Here is an 18,833-nt window from a genome sequence, read left to right on the forward strand (position 1 = left end):
GGGCGACGCACACCGCCCGGCCCGCCGGTCCGCCACCCCGCACCACGCATTTCCAGGAGACCTCGATGACGACCCACCCTCACCCGACCGGCGAGGACGCCGACAAGCCGCTGATCATCCTCGTCAGCAGCGGCTACCACCTCTACCGCGAGTACCTGCTCGACCTGGTGTCGGGGGCGGGGCGCGTCTGGCTGTTCCTGACCCAGGAGCCGACCTGGGAGAAGCGGTACATCGTCGGCCACACCGTGGTCGACACCCTCGACGTCGCGGCCATGACCGCCGCCGCCAAGGACCTCGACGGCCGGCACGCGGTCTCCGGCGTGCTGTGCTGGGACGAGGTGCGGATGGTCCAGACGGCCGAGCTCCAGCAGGCCCTGGGCCTGCCGGGCACCCTCCCGGAGGCCGTCGGCCGCTGCCGGGACAAGCACCGCACCCGTACCGCCCTCGCCGCGTCCGGCGTCCCGCAGGCCGCGTCCGTCCTGGTCTCCTCCCTGGAGGAGGCGCGCGAGGCGGCGGCCGGCATCGGCTACCCCGTCATCCTCAAGCCCCGTGCCCTGGGCGCCAGTTTCGGCGTGAACGCGGTCGCCGACGAGGCCGGGCTCGAAGCCGGGTACGCGGAGGCGCGCGGCGCCGAGGAGGACGGCGTGCCGTTCTACGAGGCCGGGGTCCTGGTGGAGGAGTACCTCGTCGGCGACGAGATCAGCGTGGACGCGGCCCTCGTCGACGGCGAGCTGCTGCCGCTCTTCGTGGCCCGCAAGATCAGCGGCTTCGACCCGTACTTCGAGGAGACCGGCCACACGGTCGACGCGGCCGACCCTCTGCTCACCGACCCGGCCCTCCTCGACGTCCTGACGCGGGCGCACGCGGCGACCGGCTACACCACGGGCATCACCCACACCGAGGTGCGGCTCACCGCGGACGGCCCGAAGATCATCGAGATCAACGCCCGGCTCGGCGGCGACCTCATCCCGTACGTCGGCTCGGTGGCCACGGGCGTCGACCCCGGCCGGGTCGCGGTCGAGGTGGCCTGCGGGAAGCGCCCCGACGTCGCCGGCACGCAGCGCCGGGTGGCGGCCGTGCACTTCCTCTACCCGGAGGCGGACTGCGTGGTGAGCGAGGTCGTCGTCGACGAGCCCGCGCTCGCCGCCGCGACGAACGCCTCGGGCGTCCTGGCCGGGCCCGGGCAGGAGCTGCTGCTCCCGCCGGCGGGGCACGTCACGAGCCGGTACGGATACGTGGTCGTCGAGGGCGCGTCGGCGGCCGAGTGCGACGCGGCGGCGGAGACGGCGCGGCAGGCCATGAGCGTGCGGGCGGCGGCGACCTCATGACCTCCGCACCCGACGCGGGCGCCCTGCCCGAGGCGGAGGTCCCGCCCAACGCGCCCACCGCCAAGCGGGACTTCGCGCTGCTGTGGACCGGGCAGTCGGTCAGCCTCTTCGGCGACCAGTTCATGACGCTGGCCCTGCCGCTGCTCGCGGTCACGACGCTCGGCGCCTCGCCCGCGCAGGCCGCCCTGCTCAAGTTCGCGCTCTTCCTGCCGTTCCTGCTGCTCGGGCTCCAGGCCGGTGCGATCGTCGACCGGCTGCCCCGGCTCGCGACGATGATCGGCGCGAACACCATCCAGTTCTTCTCCTTCGGCGCGATCTGGCTGCTCGCCGCGGTCGACTCGCTGTCGTTCGTCACGCTGTTCGCGCTCATCACGGTCAGCGGCGTGGCGGTCGTGTTCTTCCAGGTCGCCTACACCTCGTACCTGCCCGACCTGTTCAAGAACACCAAGGACCTGCACCGGGGCAACGCCCGTCTCGCGCTGTCCGAGTCGACCTCCCAGGCGGTCGGCCCGATGGTGGGCGCCCCGGTCATCGCCTTCCTCGGCCTGGTCGGCGCCGTCGCGGCCAACACCGTCGGCTTCGCCGTCTCCGTCGTGACGCTCGCGATGATGAAGCACAAGGAGCCGCCGCGCGCGAAGACCGAGCGCGAGCGCGGCTGGATGCGGAAGGCCATCGGCGAGGGCCTGACCTTCGTGCGCAGCCACCCGATCCTCCAGCCGATCATGCTGTGCGGCACGACCTACACGCTGTTCCTGACCATGGTGACGACCAGCCTCGTCCTGTACTGCAAGATCGAGCTGGGCCTGTCCACGCAGTGGATCGGCGTCGTGGTCGGCGCGGCGGCGGCCGGCTACCCGATCGGCAACATGATCTCGGCCAGGCTCGGCGAGCGGATCGGCTACGAGAAGGCGCTGTTCATCTCGGCGAGCATCTCCGTGACCGGCATCCTGCTGATGCCCGCCTTCGGCTCGCTCGGCGGCATCCCCGGAACCATCGGCCTGATCTTCGGCTCCATCTTCCACTGCGTCGGCGAGGGCTCGTACTCGCCCACTTCTCTGACGCTCCGTCAAATGGTCACGCCCTCCGAGCTCCTGGGCCGCGTCGGCTCCGTCCAGCGGTTCCTGATCTGGGGCATGATCTCGCTCGGCAGCCTCCTCGCCTCCATCGCGACGGCCCTGGTCGGCCTCACGGGAGCGATGTGGATCGGCGCCGTCGGCACCGTCCTGTGCCTGCCCGCACTCCTCCGGCGCGGCATGCGTGCCGCCGTCCTCAACACCGCAGAATCCAAGGGAGATCGATGATGTACGCGCCGGGTATCGAGGAGTTCGTCTCGCGCAGCAACGCGGCGATGCCGCCGGACTTCTACCTGAAGCCGGTCGAGGAGCAGCGCGCGCTCTACCTGGGGCTCGGTGAGGAGTTCCCGTACGAGCTGCCCGAGGGCGTGGACATCAGCGACGACGCCGTCGAGCACGAGGGGCTGCGGGTCCCGGTCCGGGTCTACCGACCGGCCGAGCGCAAGGGCCGGGGCGTGCTGCTCTACATCCGGGGCGGCGGCTTCGTCGTCGGCTCGCTGGACACGCACAACACGGTCGCCGCCGAACTGGCCGCGAACTCCGGTCTCGTCACGGTCGCCGTCGACTTCCGCATGTCCCCCGAGAACCCCTTCCCGGCCTGCCTGGAGGACTGCTACGCCGCGCTGTGCGGCGTGGTGGCCGAAGCGGACCGCTTCGACGTCGACCCGGAGAAGGTCGTCATCTGCGGGGACAGCTCCGGCGGCAACATGTCCGTCGTCCTCTGCATGATGTCCCGCGACCGCCAGGGCCCGAAGATCGCCGGCCAGGCCCCGATCAGCCCGGTCCTGGACTTCTCCCGCTGGCGCGAGGGAGGCGACGACGCCCCGCTGCTGACCGGCGGCGAGATGGAGTACTACACCGCCTGCTACTGCCCGGACGCCTCCGACGTCCTGGACCCGTACGTCTCGCCGCTGGTCCGCGGCGAGTTCCACGGGCTCCCGCCGGCGTACATCATGGGCGCCGAGCTGGACTCCCTCGTCGTCGACTCCACGACCTACGCCGACCTGCTGCGCGAGAACGGCACCGAGGTGGAGCTCGTCGTCGAGCCGGGCCTCGTGCACGCGGCCGTACGCGCCCGGCAGCTCTCCCCGAACGTGATGGACGCCTGGCTGCGGTACTGCGCCGCCGCCGCCCGCCTGACAGGAGTCGACGCGTGACCCTCTCGAACCCCACGGGCCCGGCGGTCATCGTCGACCCCTTCTCCTCCGGCGGCATGTACGCGCCCGCCTTCAAGGAGGCCGGGGTCCCGGTCGTGGCCGTCCTCTCGGGCCCCGACATGCCGGAGGTCTACCGCGCCTCCTTCCACCCCGAGGACTTCCCCGAGGTGATCGTCTTCGACGGTGACCTCGACGCGGTCACGGCCCGGCTGCGGGAGCTCGCACCCCGCTGCGTCCTGCCGGGCGCCGAGTCCGGCGTCGAGCTCGCCGACCTCCTCGCCGAGCGGGTCACCGAGGACCTCGCCAACGTCCCCGAGCTGCGCCTCGCGCGCCGCCACAAGGGCGAGATGGCGGCGGCGGCCCGCCGGGCCGGGCTGCCGGTGATCCGGCAGATCTGCACGGCCGACCCGGAGGAGGTCGCCGCCTGGATCGAGGCCGAGGGCCTCACCGGGCGCGACCTGGTCGTGAAGCCGCCGAAGAGCGCGAGCACGGACGGCGTGACGCGGGTACGGGACGACTGGCGCGAGGCGTTCGAGGCGCAGCTCGGCCGGCCCAACCAGTGGCAGATCGTCAACGACGTCATGCTGGTACAGGAGTTCGTGACCGGCGACGAGTACGTCGTGGACGTCTTCAGCCACGACGGCGTCCACTCGGTCACCGACCTCTGCCGCTACAGCAAGGTCGACAACGGCACGCACATGGCCGTGTACGAGGCCATGGAGTGGGTCGCGCCCGACGCCCCCGAGGTCGCCGGACTGGTCGCGTACACCAAGACGTTCCTCGACTCGGTGGGCTTCCGCACCGGTGCCGCGCACGTCGAGGTGATGCTCACCGAGGACGGCCCGCGCCTCATCGAGCTCAACGCCCGCCCGCACGGCGGCGGTCAGCCGCGGTTCTGCCGTGCCGCGACCGGCGACAGCCAGGTGGACCGGGCCGTGCGCCACTTCACGAAGGACGGCGAGCTTCCCGAGCACTACGAGCTGCTCAACCCGACGCTGGTCGTCTTCCTCATCAGCCGCAGTGCGGGCATCGTCCGCAACGCGGACTGCCTGGAGGAGATCGGCAAGCTGCCCAGCCACCACGCGCACGTGGTCGGTGTGAAGGACGGCGACCGCCTGGAGGTCACGAAGGACCTCCTGAACACCCTGAGCCTCGGCTTCGCGGTGCTGAGCGGGCCCGACCGGGCGCAGATCGAGGCGGACTACGCGGAGGTCAGGCGGATCGAGGCGGGGCTGATCGTCACGGAGGACCCCGCCTGATGAACGAGTTCACCGGCGTCGACGCCGACGGGGTGACGGAGCGGTACCTGCGGGACTGCCTCGCCCCGGACAGCCGGCTGCTCACGGCGATGAGCGACGCGGAGCTTCCGCCGCTGCTCGCCGCCGACTCCGGGCAACGCCTCTTCCCCCGACCGCTGTTCGTGGAGGAGGCACAGGTCCGCGCCTTCGCCGACGACATCTCGGGCGTCTTCGACCTGTTCTCCTCGCTGCCGTCCCGGCTCTTCGGCGGCGACCTGGAGCGGTACTGCGCGGCGCTCTCGATCGGCGAGCGCCGGACCCGGATGATCACCCGCCTCGGCGGGGTGACGCCGCCGCGGTACGGCCGGGCCGACATGTACCACGACGGCACGGCCTTCCGGCTCCTGGAGTTCAACATCGCGAGCGAGCTCGGCGGCATCGAGCGCTCCGGCGAACTCCCCCGGCTGCTCCTGGAGGTCGAGGCCTTCGCGCGGTTCGCGAAGGAACACGACCTGGCGTACACGGACACCGGTCGGATGGTCGCCGACACCCTCCGTACGGCCGGCGCCGAGGTCGCGTCCGGCCGCGAGCCGGTGATCGCCCTCCTGGAGGCGCCGGGCGGCCTCGGCTCGTACGGGGGCGCCTGGCGCGCCTTCGAGGAGCTGATGCGGGGCTTCGGCCTCGACTTCCACATCGGCGAGATCAGCGACGTCCGGGCCGAGGGCGACCGGATCGTCCTCGACGGCCGGCGGCTCGACGTGATCCTGCGGTGCTTCTCGGCCGACGAGATGCTCGAACAGCCGGACGGCGAGGCGCTCCTGGAGCCCGTCCACCGGGCGGTGGAGGCCGGAACGCTGGTCCTGTGGACGCCGATGGAGTCCAACCTCTTCAACAACAAGGGCTGTTTCGCGATGGTCTCCGACCCGCGTTTCCAGGCCGACTTCACCGACGCCGAGCGCGCGCTCGTCGAGCGGGTGGTGCCGTGGACCAGGGCGATCGGCGGCACCGTCGGCCGGGACACGGGTGCTCTTCCGGACGAATTCATGGATCTCCGCGAGGAGTTGATCCTCAAGCCCAACGCGCTGTACGGCGGCGCGGGTATCGTCGCGGGCTGGGAGGTCGACGAGGCCTCCTGGCGGCGGGCCCTGGAGTCGGTCGACGCGGCGGGTGCGATCGTGCAGCGGCGTGTGACGCCGCGGCACGAGCCGGTGATCGACCCGGAGACGGGCCGCCCGGAGCGGTGGCAGGCCGCCTGGGGGATGTTCCTGACGCCGCAGGGCTACGCGGGCACGTACGCGCGCGCCCTGCCGGCCGACGAGAGCGCCGTCATCGGCATCGGCAGCAATGCGAGGACCCGGACCGCCGGGGTCTTCACGTACGACGAGGGAAAGGCACCCTGATGACGACTCAGCAGCAGGTCAGCGGCATCCACCACCCGGAGGGGCGGCACTACGAGGTGCGCGGGCGCCGGCTGTGGGTGGAGACGGAGGGCAGCGGCGAGCCGGTGCTGCTCCTGTCCGGACTCGGCCCGGCCGGCTCCCACCTCGTCTTCCACCCGTTCTTCTCGGCCCTGGCCGAGACCCACCAGGTCGTCTACGTGGACCTGTACGGGCGCGGTCGCTCGGACGCCCCCGGCGAGCTCTCCGAGATCACCTTCCAGGACGACGTGGCCGACGTGGCCGCCCTGATCGAGGCGCTCGGCCTCGGCCCCGTACACGTCTACGGCTTCTCGTACGGTGGCCTCCTCGGCCAGGCCCTCGCGCTCGACCACGCCCACCTCGTCCGGACGCTCGTCCTCGCCAACAGCCTGCACAGCCCGGAGATGTGGCAGCTCAACCACGCCAACATCAACCGCGAACTGGCCCATCAGGCTCCCGAAGTGTGGGCGCGCATCCAGGAGTTGCGGGCGCAGGGCCTGGTGTCGACGGACGAGGCGCTGCGCGAGCAGTTCGCGGCGGCGACCAAGCTGGTGCGCTTCTACCACCCGGACAACGCCTCGCTCCTGCTCAACGAGCCGGGCGCGCGGAACATGGAGCTGTACCCGGTCTTCGTCGGTGCCGACGTCGACTTCATCATCGGCGGCGAGGTCGCGCGGATCCCGGACTTCCGTCCCCGCCTCAAGGAGATCACCGCGCGGACGCTGGTCCTCGCGGGCCGGTTCGACCGGGCGCTGTACCCGAAGCTCCAGCACGACTTCGTGGTCCACGCGCCGCAGTTCGAGTTCCGGATCCTGGAGCGCAGCGGCTCGTTCGGCCACGTGGAGGAGCCGGAGACGCTCTTCGCACTGCTGCGGGAGTTCTGGAAGGCCGGCTGACGAGAGGTGCGGGACCGATGATCAGTGGCATCTTCCTGGCCAGTTCCCTGCTGGTCATCGTCGTACCGGGACCGGACGCGGCGCTGATCACCCGGCTCGCGCTCGGCGGGGGCGGCCGGGCACGGCCGCTCTCCGCCGCCGCCGGCATGATCACGGCGGGCGCCCTCCAGGCGGCCGCCTCGATCCTCGGGGTCTCGCTGCTGCTGACCACGGACAGCACGCTGTTCCGGGTGGTGCAGTGGACGGGCGCGGCGCTGCTCTTCTACTGGGGGGCGCGGTCCGTGATCGGAGCCGTACGGTCCCCGGCGCACGCGACGTCCCCGGCGGCCCCCGTGGCGGTGGCACCCTCACCGCCCCGGAGCCTCGTCCGCACCTACCTCCACGGCCTGGCCTGCACGGGCACCAACCCGAAGGTCGGGCTCTTCCTGCTCGCCTTCCTGCCGCAGTTCGTCCCGGCGGGCGAACCGCCGGGCCGTTCCATGGCGATCCTGGCGGCGGTCTACCTGGCGATCGGCGCGCTCTGGCTGATCGTGCTCACGGAGGGCCTGGTCAGGATCGGCGCGGCCCTCGCCCACCGCCGGCCGGACGGCCGTGACGCGCTGATGCGCTGGGTGGAGCTGGGCCTCGGCCTGGTCTTCATCGGCTTCGGGGTGCGGCTGGCCCTGGGGGTGTAGGCCCCCGGGGGCATCAGGCCTGGTTGACCGGAAGGACGTCCGGCGAGAGCGCCCCGGCGCGGGCCGCGGCGGAGGTCATCCGGCGCCGGTGGTGACGGCGGCAGAGGACCTCGTACCCGATCTCCTCGGCCGGCCGGTTCACGTCCCCGACGACCACCTGCTCGCCCTCGACGACCATCTCGCCGCCGACCGTGCGCGCGTTGTGGGTGGCGCGGGCGCCGCACCAGCACAGGGCCTCGACCTGGAGCTGCTCGATGCGGTCGGCGAGCTCGATGAGCCGCTGCGAGCCGGGGAAGAGCTTCGTCCGGAAGTCGGTCGTGATGCCGAAGGCGAAGACGTCCATGTCGAGGTCGTCGACGATCCGGGCGAGCTGGTCGATCTGCTCGGGGGCGAGGAACTGCGCCTCGTCCACGATCACGTAGTCCGCCTTGCCGCCCTGGGAGAGCTGGCCGACGAGGTACGCGTACAGGTCCATGCCCTCCCCCGCCTCGACGGCCTCGGTCACCAGGCCGAGGCGGGAGGAGAGCTTGCCCTCGCCCGCCCGGTCGTCACGCGTGAAGATCACGCCCTGGAGCCCGCGCGCCGAACGGTTGTGTCCGATCTGGAGGGCCAGGGTGCTCTTCCCGCAGTCCATGGTTCCGGAGAAGAAGACCAGCTCGGGCATGACGGGTCGGAGACCTTTCGGGGCAGGGGGGAACGTGTGCGCGGGGGCTAGGAGCGGACTTCGAGCAGCGGGACGAGCTGCTCGGCTGCGGTCATGGAGCCGTGCATGCCGGCCATGGCCGACTCGTGGGGCTCGTTGACGGAAGCGGTGATGGCGACGTCGTCGTGCGCGGCGGCCACGACGTCGCCGATCCGGCCGTACACCCGCTCGTCGATCTCGTCGCCGAACCAGCCGAGGGCGATGGCCTCGTCGCGGCTCGCCACCCAGAACTGCTCGCCGACGACCTCGCGCCAGCAGGTGAGGACGTCCGCCTCGGCGCCGGGCACCGCGTAGACGTGGCGGGCGCGGCCCTCGCCGCCGAGCAGGGCGACACCCGCGCGCAGCTCCCAGTCCTCGTCGAAGTCGATGCGGTGCTGCTCGTCGAAGGGGATGTCGACCATGCCGTGGTCGGCGGTGACGTACAGCGCGGAGCGGGCGGGGAGCTGCTCGGCGAGCCGCTGGACGAGCCGGTCGACGAACATGAGCTGGCCGCGCCAGGCGTCGGAGTCGATGCCGAAGCGGTGTCCGGCGCCGTCGAGTTCGCTGTAGTACGTGTAGACCAGCGAGCGGTCGCCGGCGGCGAGCTGCTCGGCGGCGAAGTCCATGCGCTCCTCGCCGGAGAGCCGGCCGTGGAACGTCCCGCCGCTGAGCGCGATCTGCGTCAGCGGGGTCTGCTCGAAGATCGGGGACGAGACCTGGGCGGTGTGGATCCCGGCCTCGTGCGCGAGCCCGAAGACGGTGGGGTAGGGCTGCCAGGCGCGCGGCGCGGTCCACGGCTTCCAGCGGAGCTGGTTCATCAGCTCGCCGGTCGCGGGGTTGCGGACGGTGTAGCCGGGCAGTCCGTGCGTGCCGGGGTAGCGGCCGGTGCCGACCGAGGCGAGCGAGGTCGCGGTGGTGGCGGGGAAGCCGGCGGTGACCGGGCGACCCGTGCCGCCGCGCGAGGAGCCGAGCAGCGAGGTCAGGTAGGGGGCCTCGTCCGGGTGGGCCTTGATCTGCTCCCAGCCGAGGCCGTCGATCAGGAAGACGCAGTTCCGGTCGGCCGGGGACAGCTCGGCGATCCGTCCGCCGAAGCCGGGGACGCCCTGGGCGGCGACGAGGGTCGGGAGCAGGTCGCCGAGCGAGCCGGAGCCGTACTCGGGCACCGGTGCGGTGTCGAGGGCCAGCGGAACCGGGTCGTCGGGCCAGCCGTGGGACACGGCGGTCGGCTGGACCATCAGCGCGTGGGGGCGGCGGTGGCCGCGATGGCTTCGGAGAGCGCCTGGGCGAAGGCCAGGGTCTGCTTGACGGTGTCGGGGCCGTCGCCGGCCTCGCTGACCCGCAGGCTCAGGTCGTCGGCGGTGGCGTTGCCCGTGTAGCCGTGGTCGGCGTCGCAGTTGGCGTCGCCGCAGGCGGCGGGCTCCAGGTCGATCCGGGAGACGGCTCCCCAGCCGATGGTGAGGACGACCTCGCGGGGCGGGGTGCCCGGCGTGTAGGACTCGGGGTTGGAGACGACGCGGGAGACGACGACGGACGCGATCCGGTCGAGCTTCACGGACTCGGTGGACGTCGTGGCGTACGGCGTCGGGGAGCTGGAGTCGGCGGCCTGCTCGTCGGTGTGACTGACGATGAAGCGGTGCGGCGTCAGGACGAGGACGGTGACGTGCCGTCGGACCTCGTTCGCGTCGAAGGTGGTCTCCTGGTGCACCACGTACGACGAGACGGCGTCCCCGCCGACAGCGGCCTCCACCGCTTCGGCCACGAGGGCCGGGTAGTAGCCGCTGCGCTCGATCGCCGCGCGCAGCCCCTGGGTCGTCGTCCCGCTCTTTGCCATGGACTCCATGGTACGGGGCCGCGGGCGCCGCTCGGCCCGCCCCGTCGGCTCTCTCCCTCAGGCGTCTCCGTAACTCGGCAGGCGGCGCGGGCCCAGGTCGGTGCGCGGCGGGGGCGGGGCGAGGCGGACCGTGGCGTCGAGGACGGAGAGGCCGCCGGGGGCGACGACGACCGGCTCCAGGGAGACCGCGACGACCTCGGGGTGGTCGTCGACGAGCCGGGACACGCGGAGCAGGAGCTCTTCGAGCGCCGGGGTGTCGACGGGGGCCGAGCCGCGCCAGCCGAAGAGCAGCGGGGCGGTGCGGATGGAGCGGACGAGCTCGGCGGCGTCCCGGTCGGTGGCCGGGACCAGGCGGTGGGCCGTGTCGCCGAGGAGCTCGGAGGCCGCCCCCGAGAGGCCGAAGGAGAGGACGGCGCCGACCGCGGGGTCGATGGCGGCGCGGACGAGGGTGTCGACGCCCCGGGGCACCATCGCCTGCACGACGGGCGCGAGCTCCTCCGGCTTGCCGAGGACCTCGGTCAGCTCGGCGTAGGCGGTGCGGAGCTGCTCCTCGGTCGCCAGGTCGAGCCGTACGCCCCCGAGGTCGGGACGGTGGCGCAGGTGGGGCGCGGTCGTCTTGAGGGCGACCGGGTAGCCGAGGCGGCGGGCGGCGGCGACGGCCTCGTCCGGGGTGGGCGCGGGGAGCGTGGGCCGGACGGTGATCCCGTACCGCGCGAGCAGCTCCCCGGCGTCCTCGGCCCCGAGGGTCACGCCCCGCGGGTCCGCCGCGTCGTCCCCGAGCACGCGCGCGATGAGCGCGGCGGCCCCGGGCTCGTCGATGTCGTCGTACTCGGGCACCCGGCCGGGCTCGGCGGCCTGCCGCCGCCACTGCCCGTACCGCACGGCCTCGGCGAGCGCCCGGACGGCACGCTCGGCGGCGGGGTAGGCGGGGATCGTGGTGTGGGGGGCCGCCGGGGAACCGCCGGCCTCCTCGCCGTCGTCGGGGGCGGCGCCGGGGGTGGAGGCGGGCGCGGCGGCCGGGTTCGTGGCGGGTCCGGAGGTGGAGGCGGGCGCGGCCTGCCCGGTGGTGGCGGGAGACGTGACCGGGGCCGCGGCCGGTCCGGTGGGGGTGGTTGGGGGCGTGACCGGGGCCGTGGCCTGTCCGGTGGAGGTGGACGTCGAGGTGGAGGTGGAGGTGGAGGACGTGGTGGGGAGCGGTCCGGGTTCGGGCGGGGCCGTGCGCGATCCCGTCGGTGCCGTACGCGCCCCCTGCGGCGCCGGGCGGGTGCTCGTCGCGACCGCGAGGGCCTCCGCGAGGCCGCCCATCTCGACGTGGACGACGACGACCGGCTTCGCCGAGGTCGGGGCGGCGGCGACGGCCTCACGCAGGGCGGCGGCGAGGACCTCCCCGTCGCCGGACTCGGTGGCTCCGTTCTCCCCCACCCACGGGATCGCGGTCACGACGACCGCGTCGGAGGTCTCGTCCGCGAGCGCCGCCGCGAGCGCGTCCCGGAAGTCGGCCGGGCCCGCCGCCGTGGTGAGGTCGAGCGGCCGCAGCGGGCGCAGTCCCTCGGTGAGGCAGGCGTCGTACGTGAGGAGGCCGAGCGACTCGGAGTTGCCGAGGATCGCGACGCGTGGCCCGGCCGGCAGCGGCTGGGCGGACAGGAGGAGACCCGCGTCGACGAGCTCGGTGACGGTGTCGACGCGGATGACCCCGGCCTGGCGGAGCAGCGCCGAGACCGTGGCGTGCGGGATGCGGGTGACGGGGACGCGGTGGCCGGGCGGGGCGCTGCCGCTGTGCCGGGCGCCCTTGACGACGACGACCGGCTTGACGGCGGCGGTGCGGCGGGCGAGGCGGGTGAACTTGCGGGGGTTGCCGATCGACTCCAGGTAGAGGAGGACGACGTCGGTGCCGGGGTCGTCGTACCAGTGCTGGAGGAAGTCGTTGCCGGAGACGTCGGCGCGGTTGCCCGCGGAGATGAAGGAGGAGAGCCCCGCGCCGTGGCGGTGGAGCCCGGCGAGGAGCGCGATGCCGATCGCGCCGGACTGGGTGAAGAGCCCGATCCGCCCGGCGGCCGGCATCTGGGGGGCGAGGGAGGCGTTGAGCCGGACGCCGTCGGCGGTGTTGATGATGCCGAAGGCGTTGGGGCCGATGATCCGCATGCCGTACGAGCGGGCCTGCCGCACCAGCGCGCGCTGCCTCTCGCGGCCCTCGGTGCCGCTCTCGGCGTATCCGGCGGAGAGGACGACGAGGCCCTGGACGCCGTTCTCGCCGCAGTCGGCGACGGCCTCCGGGACCCGTTCGGCGGGGACGGCGACGATCGCGAGGTCGACGGGTTCGCCGACGGCGCCGACGGAGGAGTGCGCGGGGACGCCGTCGATGGTGCCGGTCTCGTCGGTGAGCGCCGCGTTCACCGCGTACACACGGCCGGTGAAGCCGCCGTCGAGGAGGTCGCGGAGGACGGTCCTGCCGACCCCGCCGGGCGCGCGGCCGGCGCCGACGACGGCGACGGACCGGGGGGTGAGGAGCCGCTGCACGGACCGCGCCTCCGCGCGCTGCTCGCGGGCGCGCTGGACGGCGAGGGAGCGGTCGGTCGGTTCGAGGTCGAGGTGGAGGCGGACGGAGCCGTCCTCGAAGCTGCGCTTCTGGGTGTACCCGGCGTCCGTGAAGACCTTGATCATCTTGGTGTTGGCGGGGAGCACCTCGGCGGCGAAGCGGCGGATGTCCCGCTCGCGGGCGACGGCCGCGATGTGTTCGAGCAGCGCGGAGGCGACACCGCGCCCCTGGTGGGCGTCCTGGACCAGGAAGGCGACCTCGGCCTCGTCGGCGGGACCCGAGGCGGGCATGCCCCGCTCGTCGATGCGGTCGTAGCGGACGGTGGCGATGAACTCGCCGCCGACGGTCGCGGCGAGGCCGACGCGGTCGACGAAGTCGTGGTGGGTGAAGCGGTGGACGTCCTTGGCGGAGAGCCTCGGGTAGGGCGCGAAGAAGCGGTAGTACTTCGACTCGTCCGAGACCTGCTCGTAGAAGCTGACGAGCCGGTCGGCGTCGTCGACGGTGATGGGCCTGATGCGCGCGGTGCCGCCGTCCCGGAGCACCACGTCGGCCTCCCAGTGATCGGGGTAGGCGTGCTCCGACGGCTCCGAGGCGCTCTGCATGGGGTCAGCCTAAGGGTGGTACGCCCTACGGGCATCGGTCGCGCGGCGCGCGGCGGGCGGGCAAGGTGGGGAGGGCCGAAAGACGGTCCGTTCCGGGCCGAAGGTCGGCTTGAGCACCGCGCATCCCGTGAGAGACTGGTCTAGACAACCCGCTTGAGACCCGAAGGGCAACACCATGGCTGAGCGCCGCGTCAACGTCGGCTGGGCCGAGGGCCTGCACGCCCGCCCCGCGTCCATCTTCGTCCGTGCCGCCACGGCTTCCGGCGTGCCGGTGACGATCGCCAAGTCCGAGGGCACCCCCGTGAACGCCGCGTCCATGCTCGCGGTGCTCGGCCTGGGTGCGCAGGGCGGCGAGGAGGTCGTCCTCGCTTCCGACGCCGAGGGCGCCGAGACCGCTCTCGACCGCCTCGCGAAGCTGGTCGCCGAGGGCCTGGACGAGCTCCCCGAGACCGTCTGATCCGGACCACCGCACGACGAATGGCCCGGCCGCCGGAATTCCGGCGGCCGGGCCATTCGCATTCCGGAGCGCCGGTTTCACCTTTTCCAGGCAGCACGAAAAGCGCGGTTCGAATTTCCCCCCGCATACGTCTCTTTGTATACGGCGCGCATGTTAATTCCGGCCGCTCGCCGTGTTGACGACATGTTGCGAAACCCTCACGCGGGCGCCGTCCGGTCTTTTGAGCCGGTGCAGCCCGAGCGTGCGTTCCGCGTGCAGGGCGGTCAGCGCCCTGGCCCGCTCGGCGTCCCCCCGCGCGACCGCGTCCACGATGGCGCCGTGCTCCGCCCAGGCCTCGACGGGCTTGGCCGGCTGGTCGACCGCGTACATCCAGGCGATCTTGTGCCGCAGCTGGGTCAGCAGCGCCGTCAGGGCCGGGCTGCCGGAGGCCTGCGCGAGGGTCTCGTGGAACCAGGCCCCGAGCGCCCGCAGATCCTCGCCCTGGCCGCGCCTGGCCCGCTCCTGCCCCAGCCTGACCAGGCCCCGCAACACCTTGAGGTGCGCCTCCGTACGCCGCTGCGCGGCCCTGGCGGCGCCCAGCGGTTCGAGGAGGGCCCGCATGTCGAGGAGATCGGCCGCCTCCTGTTCGGTGGGTTCGGCGACGTGGGCGCCGGCGTGCCGCCGGGTGACGACGAAGCCCTCGGACTCCAGGGTGCGCAGGGCCTCGCGGACCGGGACACGGGAGACCCCGTAGCGGCGGGCGAGCTGCTCCTCGGTCAGCCGCCCTCCCCGCTCGAAGACGCCCGAGACGATGTCGTCCCGGATCGCCGTGCATACCGATTGCGCGGGAACGCGCATGACCGACCTCCGCTTTCTTCCGCGAGAGACCGACTCTATTGCAGCAGAGCGGAAATTCCGATGCCCCCCGAGAATTCAAAAAGCCCCGGCTCTGGACGAGCCGGGGCTTTCGTGACGCGGAACGCGCGGTACGTCAGAGGCTGACGCCGCGGGCGCGGAGGTACGTGATGGGGTTGATGTCCGAGCCGTACTCGGCGCCCGTCCGGGCCTCGAAGTGGAGGTGGGGGCCGGTCGAGTTGCCGGTCGAGCCCGAGATGCCTATCTGCTGGCCCGGCTCGACGGTCTGGCCGACGTAGACCCCGATGGACGAGAGGTGCCCGTACTGGGTGTACGTGCCGTCGTTCATCTGGATGACGATGTTGTTGCCGTACGCGCCGCCCCAGCCGGCCTCGACGACGGTGCCGGAGCCGACGGAGACGACGCTGCTGCCGTAGGCGGCGTGGAAGTCGATGCCGGAGTGGCTGCCGGAGGACCAGAGCGAGCCGCCGGTCTTGTAGCCGGTGCTCACGTACGAGCCGGCGACGGGGAGCTGGAAGGTGGCGAGGCGGCGGCGCTCGGCCTCGCGGGCGGCGCGCTCGCGCTCCTCGCGGACCTCCTTGGCGCGGGCCTCGGCCTTGCGCTTGGCCTCCGCGCGGGCCTCGGCCTCGGCCTTCGCCTTGGCGGCGGCCTCGAAGGCCTCCTGCTCCTGGGCGGCGACCTGGGCGTTGACCCGGTCCGCGAGGGAGTCCTCGGTGATCACCTGGGTGAGCCCGGTGTCCTCGGCGGAGCGGTTGTCACCGTCGGCGGCGAGCGCCGGGGAGGCGAGGGTTCCTATGACGCCGGTGGTCGCGAGCGTCGCGACGCCCGCTATACCCGCGCTGCGGCGAGCCATCCGGCTCGGACCACGATGCTTCCCGGTGGCACGGGTGAACGCCAAGGCTGTTCCTTTCCTTCCTTCTCGCCTACCGGGTTAGCTGACGGGTTCGGAGCAGGAAGGTCTCCTACGAGCCCCTCCGTCGGTGACGAAGGCGCCCGATTCACCCCAGGGACTATGGGTCCCCGGCTCCCCAGGCTCGCGCCTGACGGGGACTCGGCGATGACTGTCCGTCGCCGCGGGTGCGGCACGTGCAACTGCCGGACAGCCGCCCCGACGCTATGCGTCCCGTCTTCCCATCACCAAACAGACACGCCTGTTTGTAAGACATGCCACAGGTCATACTGTCGACTTGTTCCCAATTCAGACATAGCGGAAGGCCCCGACGAAACCATGACGTCGGGGCCTCCTCGGGCCGTGCCGGCAAGCTGGTTGTCAGCCCGTCGGATCAGCCCGTCACGACCGTGACCTCGCCGATCCCGAGCGCGCGCACCGGCTCCGCGATCTGCGCCGCGTCGCCCACCAGGACGGTGACGAGCCGGTCCACCGGGAAGGCGTTGACGACGGCGGCGGTCGCCTCGACCGTGCCCGTCTCGGCCAGCCGGGCGTACAACCGGGCCTGGTAGTCGTCCGGGAGGTGCTGCTCGACCTGGTCGGCGAGCGTCCCGGCGACCGAACCGGCCGTCTCGTACTTGAGCGGGGCCACGCCCACCAGGTTCTGCACGGCGGTCTCGCGCTCGCCGTCGGTGAGGCCCTCGGCGGCGAGGGTCCGCAGCACCTTCCACAGGTCGTCAAGTGCCGGACCGGTGTTGGGGGTGTCGACCGAACCGCTGATCGCGAGCATCGACGCGCCGCGCCCCTCGGCGTCGGAGCGCAGCACCTGCCCGAAGGCCCGCACGCCGTACGTGTAGCCCTTCTCCTCGCGCAGGACCCGGTCGAGCCGGGACGTGAGCGTGCCGCCCAGGCAGTACGTGCCGAGGACCTGAGCCGCCCAGACGCTGTCGTGACGGTCCGGACCGATCCGGCCGATCAGCAACTGGGTCTGGACCGCGCCCGGCCGGTCCACGATGACGACCCGTCCGGTGTCGTCGGCGGTGATCGACGGCATCGGCAGCGGCTCGCCCGGCTCGCCCGTCCAGGCGCCCAGCGTCTCGGCGAGGAGCTTGTCGAGGTCGACACCGGTCAGGTCGCCGACGACCACGGCGGTCGCCGTGGCGGGCCGCACGTGCGCGTCGTAGAACGCGCGGACCGCGGCGGCGTCGATCGCCTTGACGGTCTCCTCGGTGCCCTGGCGCGGCCGGGACAGCCGCGACTCCGCCGGGAACAGCTCCTTGGAGAGCTGCTTGGCCGCGCGCCGCGCCGGGTTGGCCGCCTCGTGCGGGATCTCGTCGAGCCGGTTGGCCACGAGGCGCTCGATCTCCTCCACCGGGAACGCCGGGGAGATGAGGGCCTCGGAGAGCAGCCCGAGCGCCTTGGGCAGCCGGGAGACCGGGACCTCCAGGGAGACCCGTACGCCCGGGTGGTCGGCGTGCGCGTCGAGCGTCGCGCCGCAGCGCTCCAGCTCGGCCGCGAACTCCTCGGCGCTGCGCTGGTCCGTGCCCTCCGAGAGCGCGCGGGCCATGATCGTGGCGACGCCGTCGAGACCGGCGGGCTCGGCGTCGAGCGGCGCCGGGAGGAAGATCTCCACGGCGACGACCTGCTGGCCGGGGCGGTGACTCGTCAGCACCGTCAGGCCGTTGGACAGGCTGCCGCGGTCCGGGGCCGGGAAGGCCCAGGGCTTGGCCTCGCCGGGCGTCGGCTGCGGGTGGAAGTCCATGCTCGTCAAAGACGCGGCAGTGTCGGTCACCGGTCCGCCCCCTCTTCCTCGTCGCTCTGCTCGGGTGCCACGGGCTCGTAGACGAGCACGGCGCGGTTGTCGGGACGCAGCTTGGCGGCGGCGACCTCGCGCACCTCGTCGGCCGTGATGTCGAGCACCCGGTCGACGGCGGTGAGGGCGAGCTGCGGGTCACCGAACAGGACCGCGAACCGGCACAGTTCGTCGGCGCGGCCCGCGACCGTGCCGAGGCGGTCCAGCCACTCGCGCTCCAGCTGCGCCTGCGCGCGCTCCATCTCCTCGGGCGTGGGGCCCTCGGCGGCGAAGCGGGCGAGCTCCTCGTCGACGGCCGCCTCGATCTGCGGAACCTCGACGCCGCCGGACGTCTTCACGTCCAGCCAGCCCAGCGAGGGCGCCCCCGCGAGCCGCAGCAGGCCGAAGCCCGCGGCCACCGCCGTACGGTCGCGGCGGACCAGGCGGTTGTGCAGCCGGGAGGACTCGCCGCCGCCGAGGACCGTCAGGGCCAGGTCGGCGGCGTCGCACGCGCGCGTGCCGTCGTGCGGCAGGCGGTAGGCGGCCATCAGCGCGCGGGCCGGGACCTCCTCCTCGACGACCTCGCGCAGCTGCTCGCCGATGGTCTCGGGCAGCTCGCCGGAGCGCGGCTCGGGCTTGCCGTCGTGACCGGGGATCGAGCCGAAGTACTTCTCGACCCAGGCGAGGGTCTGCTCCGGGTCGATGTCGCCGACCACGGACAGCACCGCGTTGTTCGGCGCGTAGTACGTACGGAAGAAGTTCCGCGCGTCCTCGAGGGTGGCCGCGTCCAGGTCGGCCATGGAGCCGATCGGCGTGTGGTGGTACGGGTGGCCGTCGGGGTACGCGAGGGCCGTGAGGCGCTCGAAGGCCGTGCCGTACGGCACGTTGTCGTAGCGCTGGCGGCGCTCGTTCTTGACGACGTCCCGCTGGTTCTCCATCGACTCGTCGTCCAGGGCCGCGAGCAGCGAGCCCATGCGGTCGGCCTCCAGCCAGAGCGCGAGCTCCAGCTGGTGCGCGGGCATGGTCTCGAAGTAGTTGGTGCGCTCGAAGCTCGTCGTGCCGTTGAGCGAGCCGCCCGCGCCCTGCACCAGCTCGAAGTGGCCGTTGCCGTGGACCTGCTTCGAGCCCTGGAACATCAGGTGCTCGAAGAGGTGGGCGAGGCCCGTACGACCGGCGACCTCGTGGCGCGAGCCGACGTCGTACCAGAGGCAGACCGCGGCGACCGGGGTCAGGTGGTCCTCGGACAGCACCACGCGCAGGCCGTTCGCCAACCGGTGCTCGGTCGCTGTCAGGCCGCCGGAGCCGGCCTCGGCCGTGGCCGTGTGACCCATGGGCATGTACGTCCCTTCGATCGCGATGTGAAAAAGTCCTGCCACTGTATGCAAGCGCGCCGACACCTCGCGAA

Annotated in this window: 16 protein-coding genes and 1 riboswitch; of the genes, 8 read left to right on the plus strand and 8 right to left on the minus strand. The window is 72.7% G+C overall.

Annotated elements, in window-relative coordinates:
• Positions 1–65 precede the first annotated feature (65 nt).
• Genes AB0G79_RS23740 through AB0G79_RS23770 form a run of 7 tightly spaced genes read left to right on the plus strand, consistent with a single transcriptional unit; the run spans position 66 to position 7,784 of the window.
• Positions 66–1,328 carry an ATP-grasp domain-containing protein gene (locus AB0G79_RS23740; RefSeq protein WP_360809589.1) on the plus strand — a complete coding sequence of 421 codons (1,263 nt, stop codon included), beginning with the start codon at positions 66–68 and terminating at the stop codon, positions 1,326–1,328.
• Positions 1,325–2,629: an MFS transporter gene (locus tag AB0G79_RS23745; protein WP_360809591.1), complete on the plus strand. Its 1,305-nt coding sequence runs from the start codon at positions 1,325–1,327 to the stop codon at positions 2,627–2,629. Before AB0G79_RS23740 ends, AB0G79_RS23745 begins: the two co-directional genes overlap by 4 nt.
• Positions 2,626–3,558 (plus strand): alpha/beta hydrolase, encoded by a 933-nt coding sequence (locus AB0G79_RS23750; protein ID WP_360809593.1) that lies wholly within the window; start codon positions 2,626–2,628, stop codon positions 3,556–3,558. Before AB0G79_RS23745 ends, AB0G79_RS23750 begins: the two co-directional genes overlap by 4 nt.
• Positions 3,555–4,817 (plus strand): ATP-grasp domain-containing protein, encoded by a 1,263-nt coding sequence (locus tag AB0G79_RS23755; RefSeq protein WP_360809595.1) that lies wholly within the window; start codon positions 3,555–3,557, stop codon positions 4,815–4,817. Before AB0G79_RS23750 ends, AB0G79_RS23755 begins: the two co-directional genes overlap by 4 nt.
• Positions 4,817–6,196: a hypothetical protein gene (locus AB0G79_RS23760; RefSeq protein WP_360809597.1), complete on the plus strand. Its 1,380-nt coding sequence runs from the start codon at positions 4,817–4,819 to the stop codon at positions 6,194–6,196. The genes AB0G79_RS23755 and AB0G79_RS23760 overlap by 1 nt, the downstream gene beginning before the upstream one ends.
• Positions 6,196–7,110 carry an alpha/beta hydrolase gene (locus tag AB0G79_RS23765; protein ID WP_360809599.1) on the plus strand — a complete coding sequence of 305 codons (915 nt, stop codon included), beginning with the start codon at positions 6,196–6,198 and terminating at the stop codon, positions 7,108–7,110. The genes AB0G79_RS23760 and AB0G79_RS23765 overlap by 1 nt, the downstream gene beginning before the upstream one ends.
• Positions 7,111–7,127: 17 nt before the next feature.
• Positions 7,128–7,784, plus strand: coding sequence for a LysE family translocator (locus AB0G79_RS23770; protein WP_360809601.1), 657 nt, complete (start codon positions 7,128–7,130; stop codon positions 7,782–7,784).
• Positions 7,785–7,797: 13 nt separating this feature from the next.
• Here the strand turns inward: AB0G79_RS23770 and AB0G79_RS23775 are convergent, their stop codons facing one another.
• Genes AB0G79_RS23775 through AB0G79_RS23790 form a run of 4 tightly spaced genes read right to left on the minus strand, consistent with a single transcriptional unit; the run spans position 7,798 to position 13,435 of the window.
• A complete protein-coding gene (locus AB0G79_RS23775; protein WP_360809603.1) occupies positions 7,798–8,448 on the minus strand; it encodes a thymidine kinase in 651 nt (216 codons plus the stop codon).
• A 47-nt stretch (positions 8,449–8,495) separates the two neighbouring features.
• On the minus strand, positions 8,496–9,701 hold the full coding sequence (locus tag AB0G79_RS23780) for a nucleotide pyrophosphatase/phosphodiesterase family protein (RefSeq protein WP_360809605.1): 1,206 nt from the start codon (positions 9,699–9,701) through the stop codon (positions 8,496–8,498).
• Positions 9,701–10,297 (minus strand): DUF5998 family protein, encoded by a 597-nt coding sequence (locus AB0G79_RS23785; RefSeq protein WP_360809607.1) that lies wholly within the window; start codon positions 10,295–10,297, stop codon positions 9,701–9,703. The genes AB0G79_RS23780 and AB0G79_RS23785 overlap by 1 nt, the downstream gene beginning before the upstream one ends.
• 57 nt (positions 10,298–10,354) lie before the next feature.
• Positions 10,355–13,435 (minus strand): GNAT family N-acetyltransferase, encoded by a 3,081-nt coding sequence (locus AB0G79_RS23790; protein ID WP_360809609.1) that lies wholly within the window; start codon positions 13,433–13,435, stop codon positions 10,355–10,357.
• A gap of 175 nt (positions 13,436–13,610) precedes the next feature.
• Here AB0G79_RS23790 and AB0G79_RS23795 point away from each other — a divergent pair, with 175 nt between their 5' ends.
• Positions 13,611–13,892 (plus strand): HPr family phosphocarrier protein, encoded by a 282-nt coding sequence (locus AB0G79_RS23795; protein WP_360809611.1) that lies wholly within the window; start codon positions 13,611–13,613, stop codon positions 13,890–13,892.
• Between the two features lie 153 nt (positions 13,893–14,045).
• Here AB0G79_RS23795 and AB0G79_RS23800 read toward each other — a convergent pair whose 3' ends face one another.
• From AB0G79_RS23800 to AB0G79_RS23815, 4 genes are all read right to left on the minus strand, one after another.
• On the minus strand, positions 14,046–14,729 hold the full coding sequence (locus AB0G79_RS23800; RefSeq protein ID WP_360809613.1) for a GntR family transcriptional regulator: 684 nt from the start codon (positions 14,727–14,729) through the stop codon (positions 14,046–14,048).
• A gap of 133 nt (positions 14,730–14,862) precedes the next feature.
• The gene (locus tag AB0G79_RS23805) at positions 14,863–15,645 is read right to left on the minus strand and encodes a M23 family metallopeptidase (protein ID WP_360809615.1); all 783 of its coding nucleotides are present in this window, start codon (positions 15,643–15,645) and stop codon (positions 14,863–14,865) included.
• 7 nt (positions 15,646–15,652) lie between these two features.
• Positions 15,653–15,814: riboswitch (cyclic di-AMP (ydaO/yuaA leader) on the minus strand.
• Between the two features lie 216 nt (positions 15,815–16,030).
• On the minus strand, positions 16,031–17,398 hold the full coding sequence (locus tag AB0G79_RS23810) for a pitrilysin family protein (protein WP_360809792.1): 1,368 nt from the start codon (positions 17,396–17,398) through the stop codon (positions 16,031–16,033).
• Positions 17,399–17,424: 26 nt separating this feature from the next.
• Positions 17,425–18,765 carry a pitrilysin family protein gene (locus tag AB0G79_RS23815; RefSeq protein ID WP_360809617.1) on the minus strand — a complete coding sequence of 447 codons (1,341 nt, stop codon included), beginning with the start codon at positions 18,763–18,765 and terminating at the stop codon, positions 17,425–17,427.
• Positions 18,766–18,833: the final 68 nt, after the last annotated feature.

The organism is Streptomyces sp. NPDC020807 (genome assembly GCF_040641575.1).
GTDB lineage: Bacteria > Actinomycetota > Actinomycetes > Streptomycetales > Streptomycetaceae > Streptomyces.

Bases quoted from the DNA above. Each gene is read 5' to 3' on its own strand.
- AB0G79_RS23740 (WP_360809589.1), top strand. From the start codon at position 66: ATGACGACCCACCCTCACCCGACCGGCGAGGACGCCGACAAGCCGCTG.
- AB0G79_RS23745 (WP_360809591.1), top strand. From the start codon at position 1,325: ATGACCTCCGCACCCGACGCGGGCGCCCTGCCCGAGGCGGAGGTCCCG.
- AB0G79_RS23750 (WP_360809593.1), top strand. From the start codon at position 2,626: ATGATGTACGCGCCGGGTATCGAGGAGTTCGTCTCGCGCAGCAACGCG.
- AB0G79_RS23760 (WP_360809597.1), top strand. From the start codon at position 4,817: ATGAACGAGTTCACCGGCGTCGACGCCGACGGGGTGACGGAGCGGTAC.
- AB0G79_RS23765 (WP_360809599.1), top strand. From the start codon at position 6,196: ATGACGACTCAGCAGCAGGTCAGCGGCATCCACCACCCGGAGGGGCGG.
- AB0G79_RS23770 (WP_360809601.1), top strand. From the start codon at position 7,128: ATGATCAGTGGCATCTTCCTGGCCAGTTCCCTGCTGGTCATCGTCGTA.
- AB0G79_RS23775 (WP_360809603.1), bottom strand. From the start codon at position 8,448: ATGCCCGAGCTGGTCTTCTTCTCCGGAACCATGGACTGCGGGAAGAGC.
- AB0G79_RS23780 (WP_360809605.1), bottom strand. From the start codon at position 9,701: ATGGTCCAGCCGACCGCCGTGTCCCACGGCTGGCCCGACGACCCGGTT.
- AB0G79_RS23785 (WP_360809607.1), bottom strand. From the start codon at position 10,297: ATGGCAAAGAGCGGGACGACGACCCAGGGGCTGCGCGCGGCGATCGAG.
- AB0G79_RS23790 (WP_360809609.1), bottom strand. From the start codon at position 13,435: ATGCAGAGCGCCTCGGAGCCGTCGGAGCACGCCTACCCCGATCACTGG.
- AB0G79_RS23795 (WP_360809611.1), top strand. From the start codon at position 13,611: ATGGCTGAGCGCCGCGTCAACGTCGGCTGGGCCGAGGGCCTGCACGCC.
- AB0G79_RS23800 (WP_360809613.1), bottom strand. From the start codon at position 14,729: ATGCGCGTTCCCGCGCAATCGGTATGCACGGCGATCCGGGACGACATC.
- AB0G79_RS23810 (WP_360809792.1), bottom strand. From the start codon at position 17,398: ATGGACTTCCACCCGCAGCCGACGCCCGGCGAGGCCAAGCCCTGGGCC.
- AB0G79_RS23815 (WP_360809617.1), bottom strand. From the start codon at position 18,765: ATGCCCATGGGTCACACGGCCACGGCCGAGGCCGGCTCCGGCGGCCTG.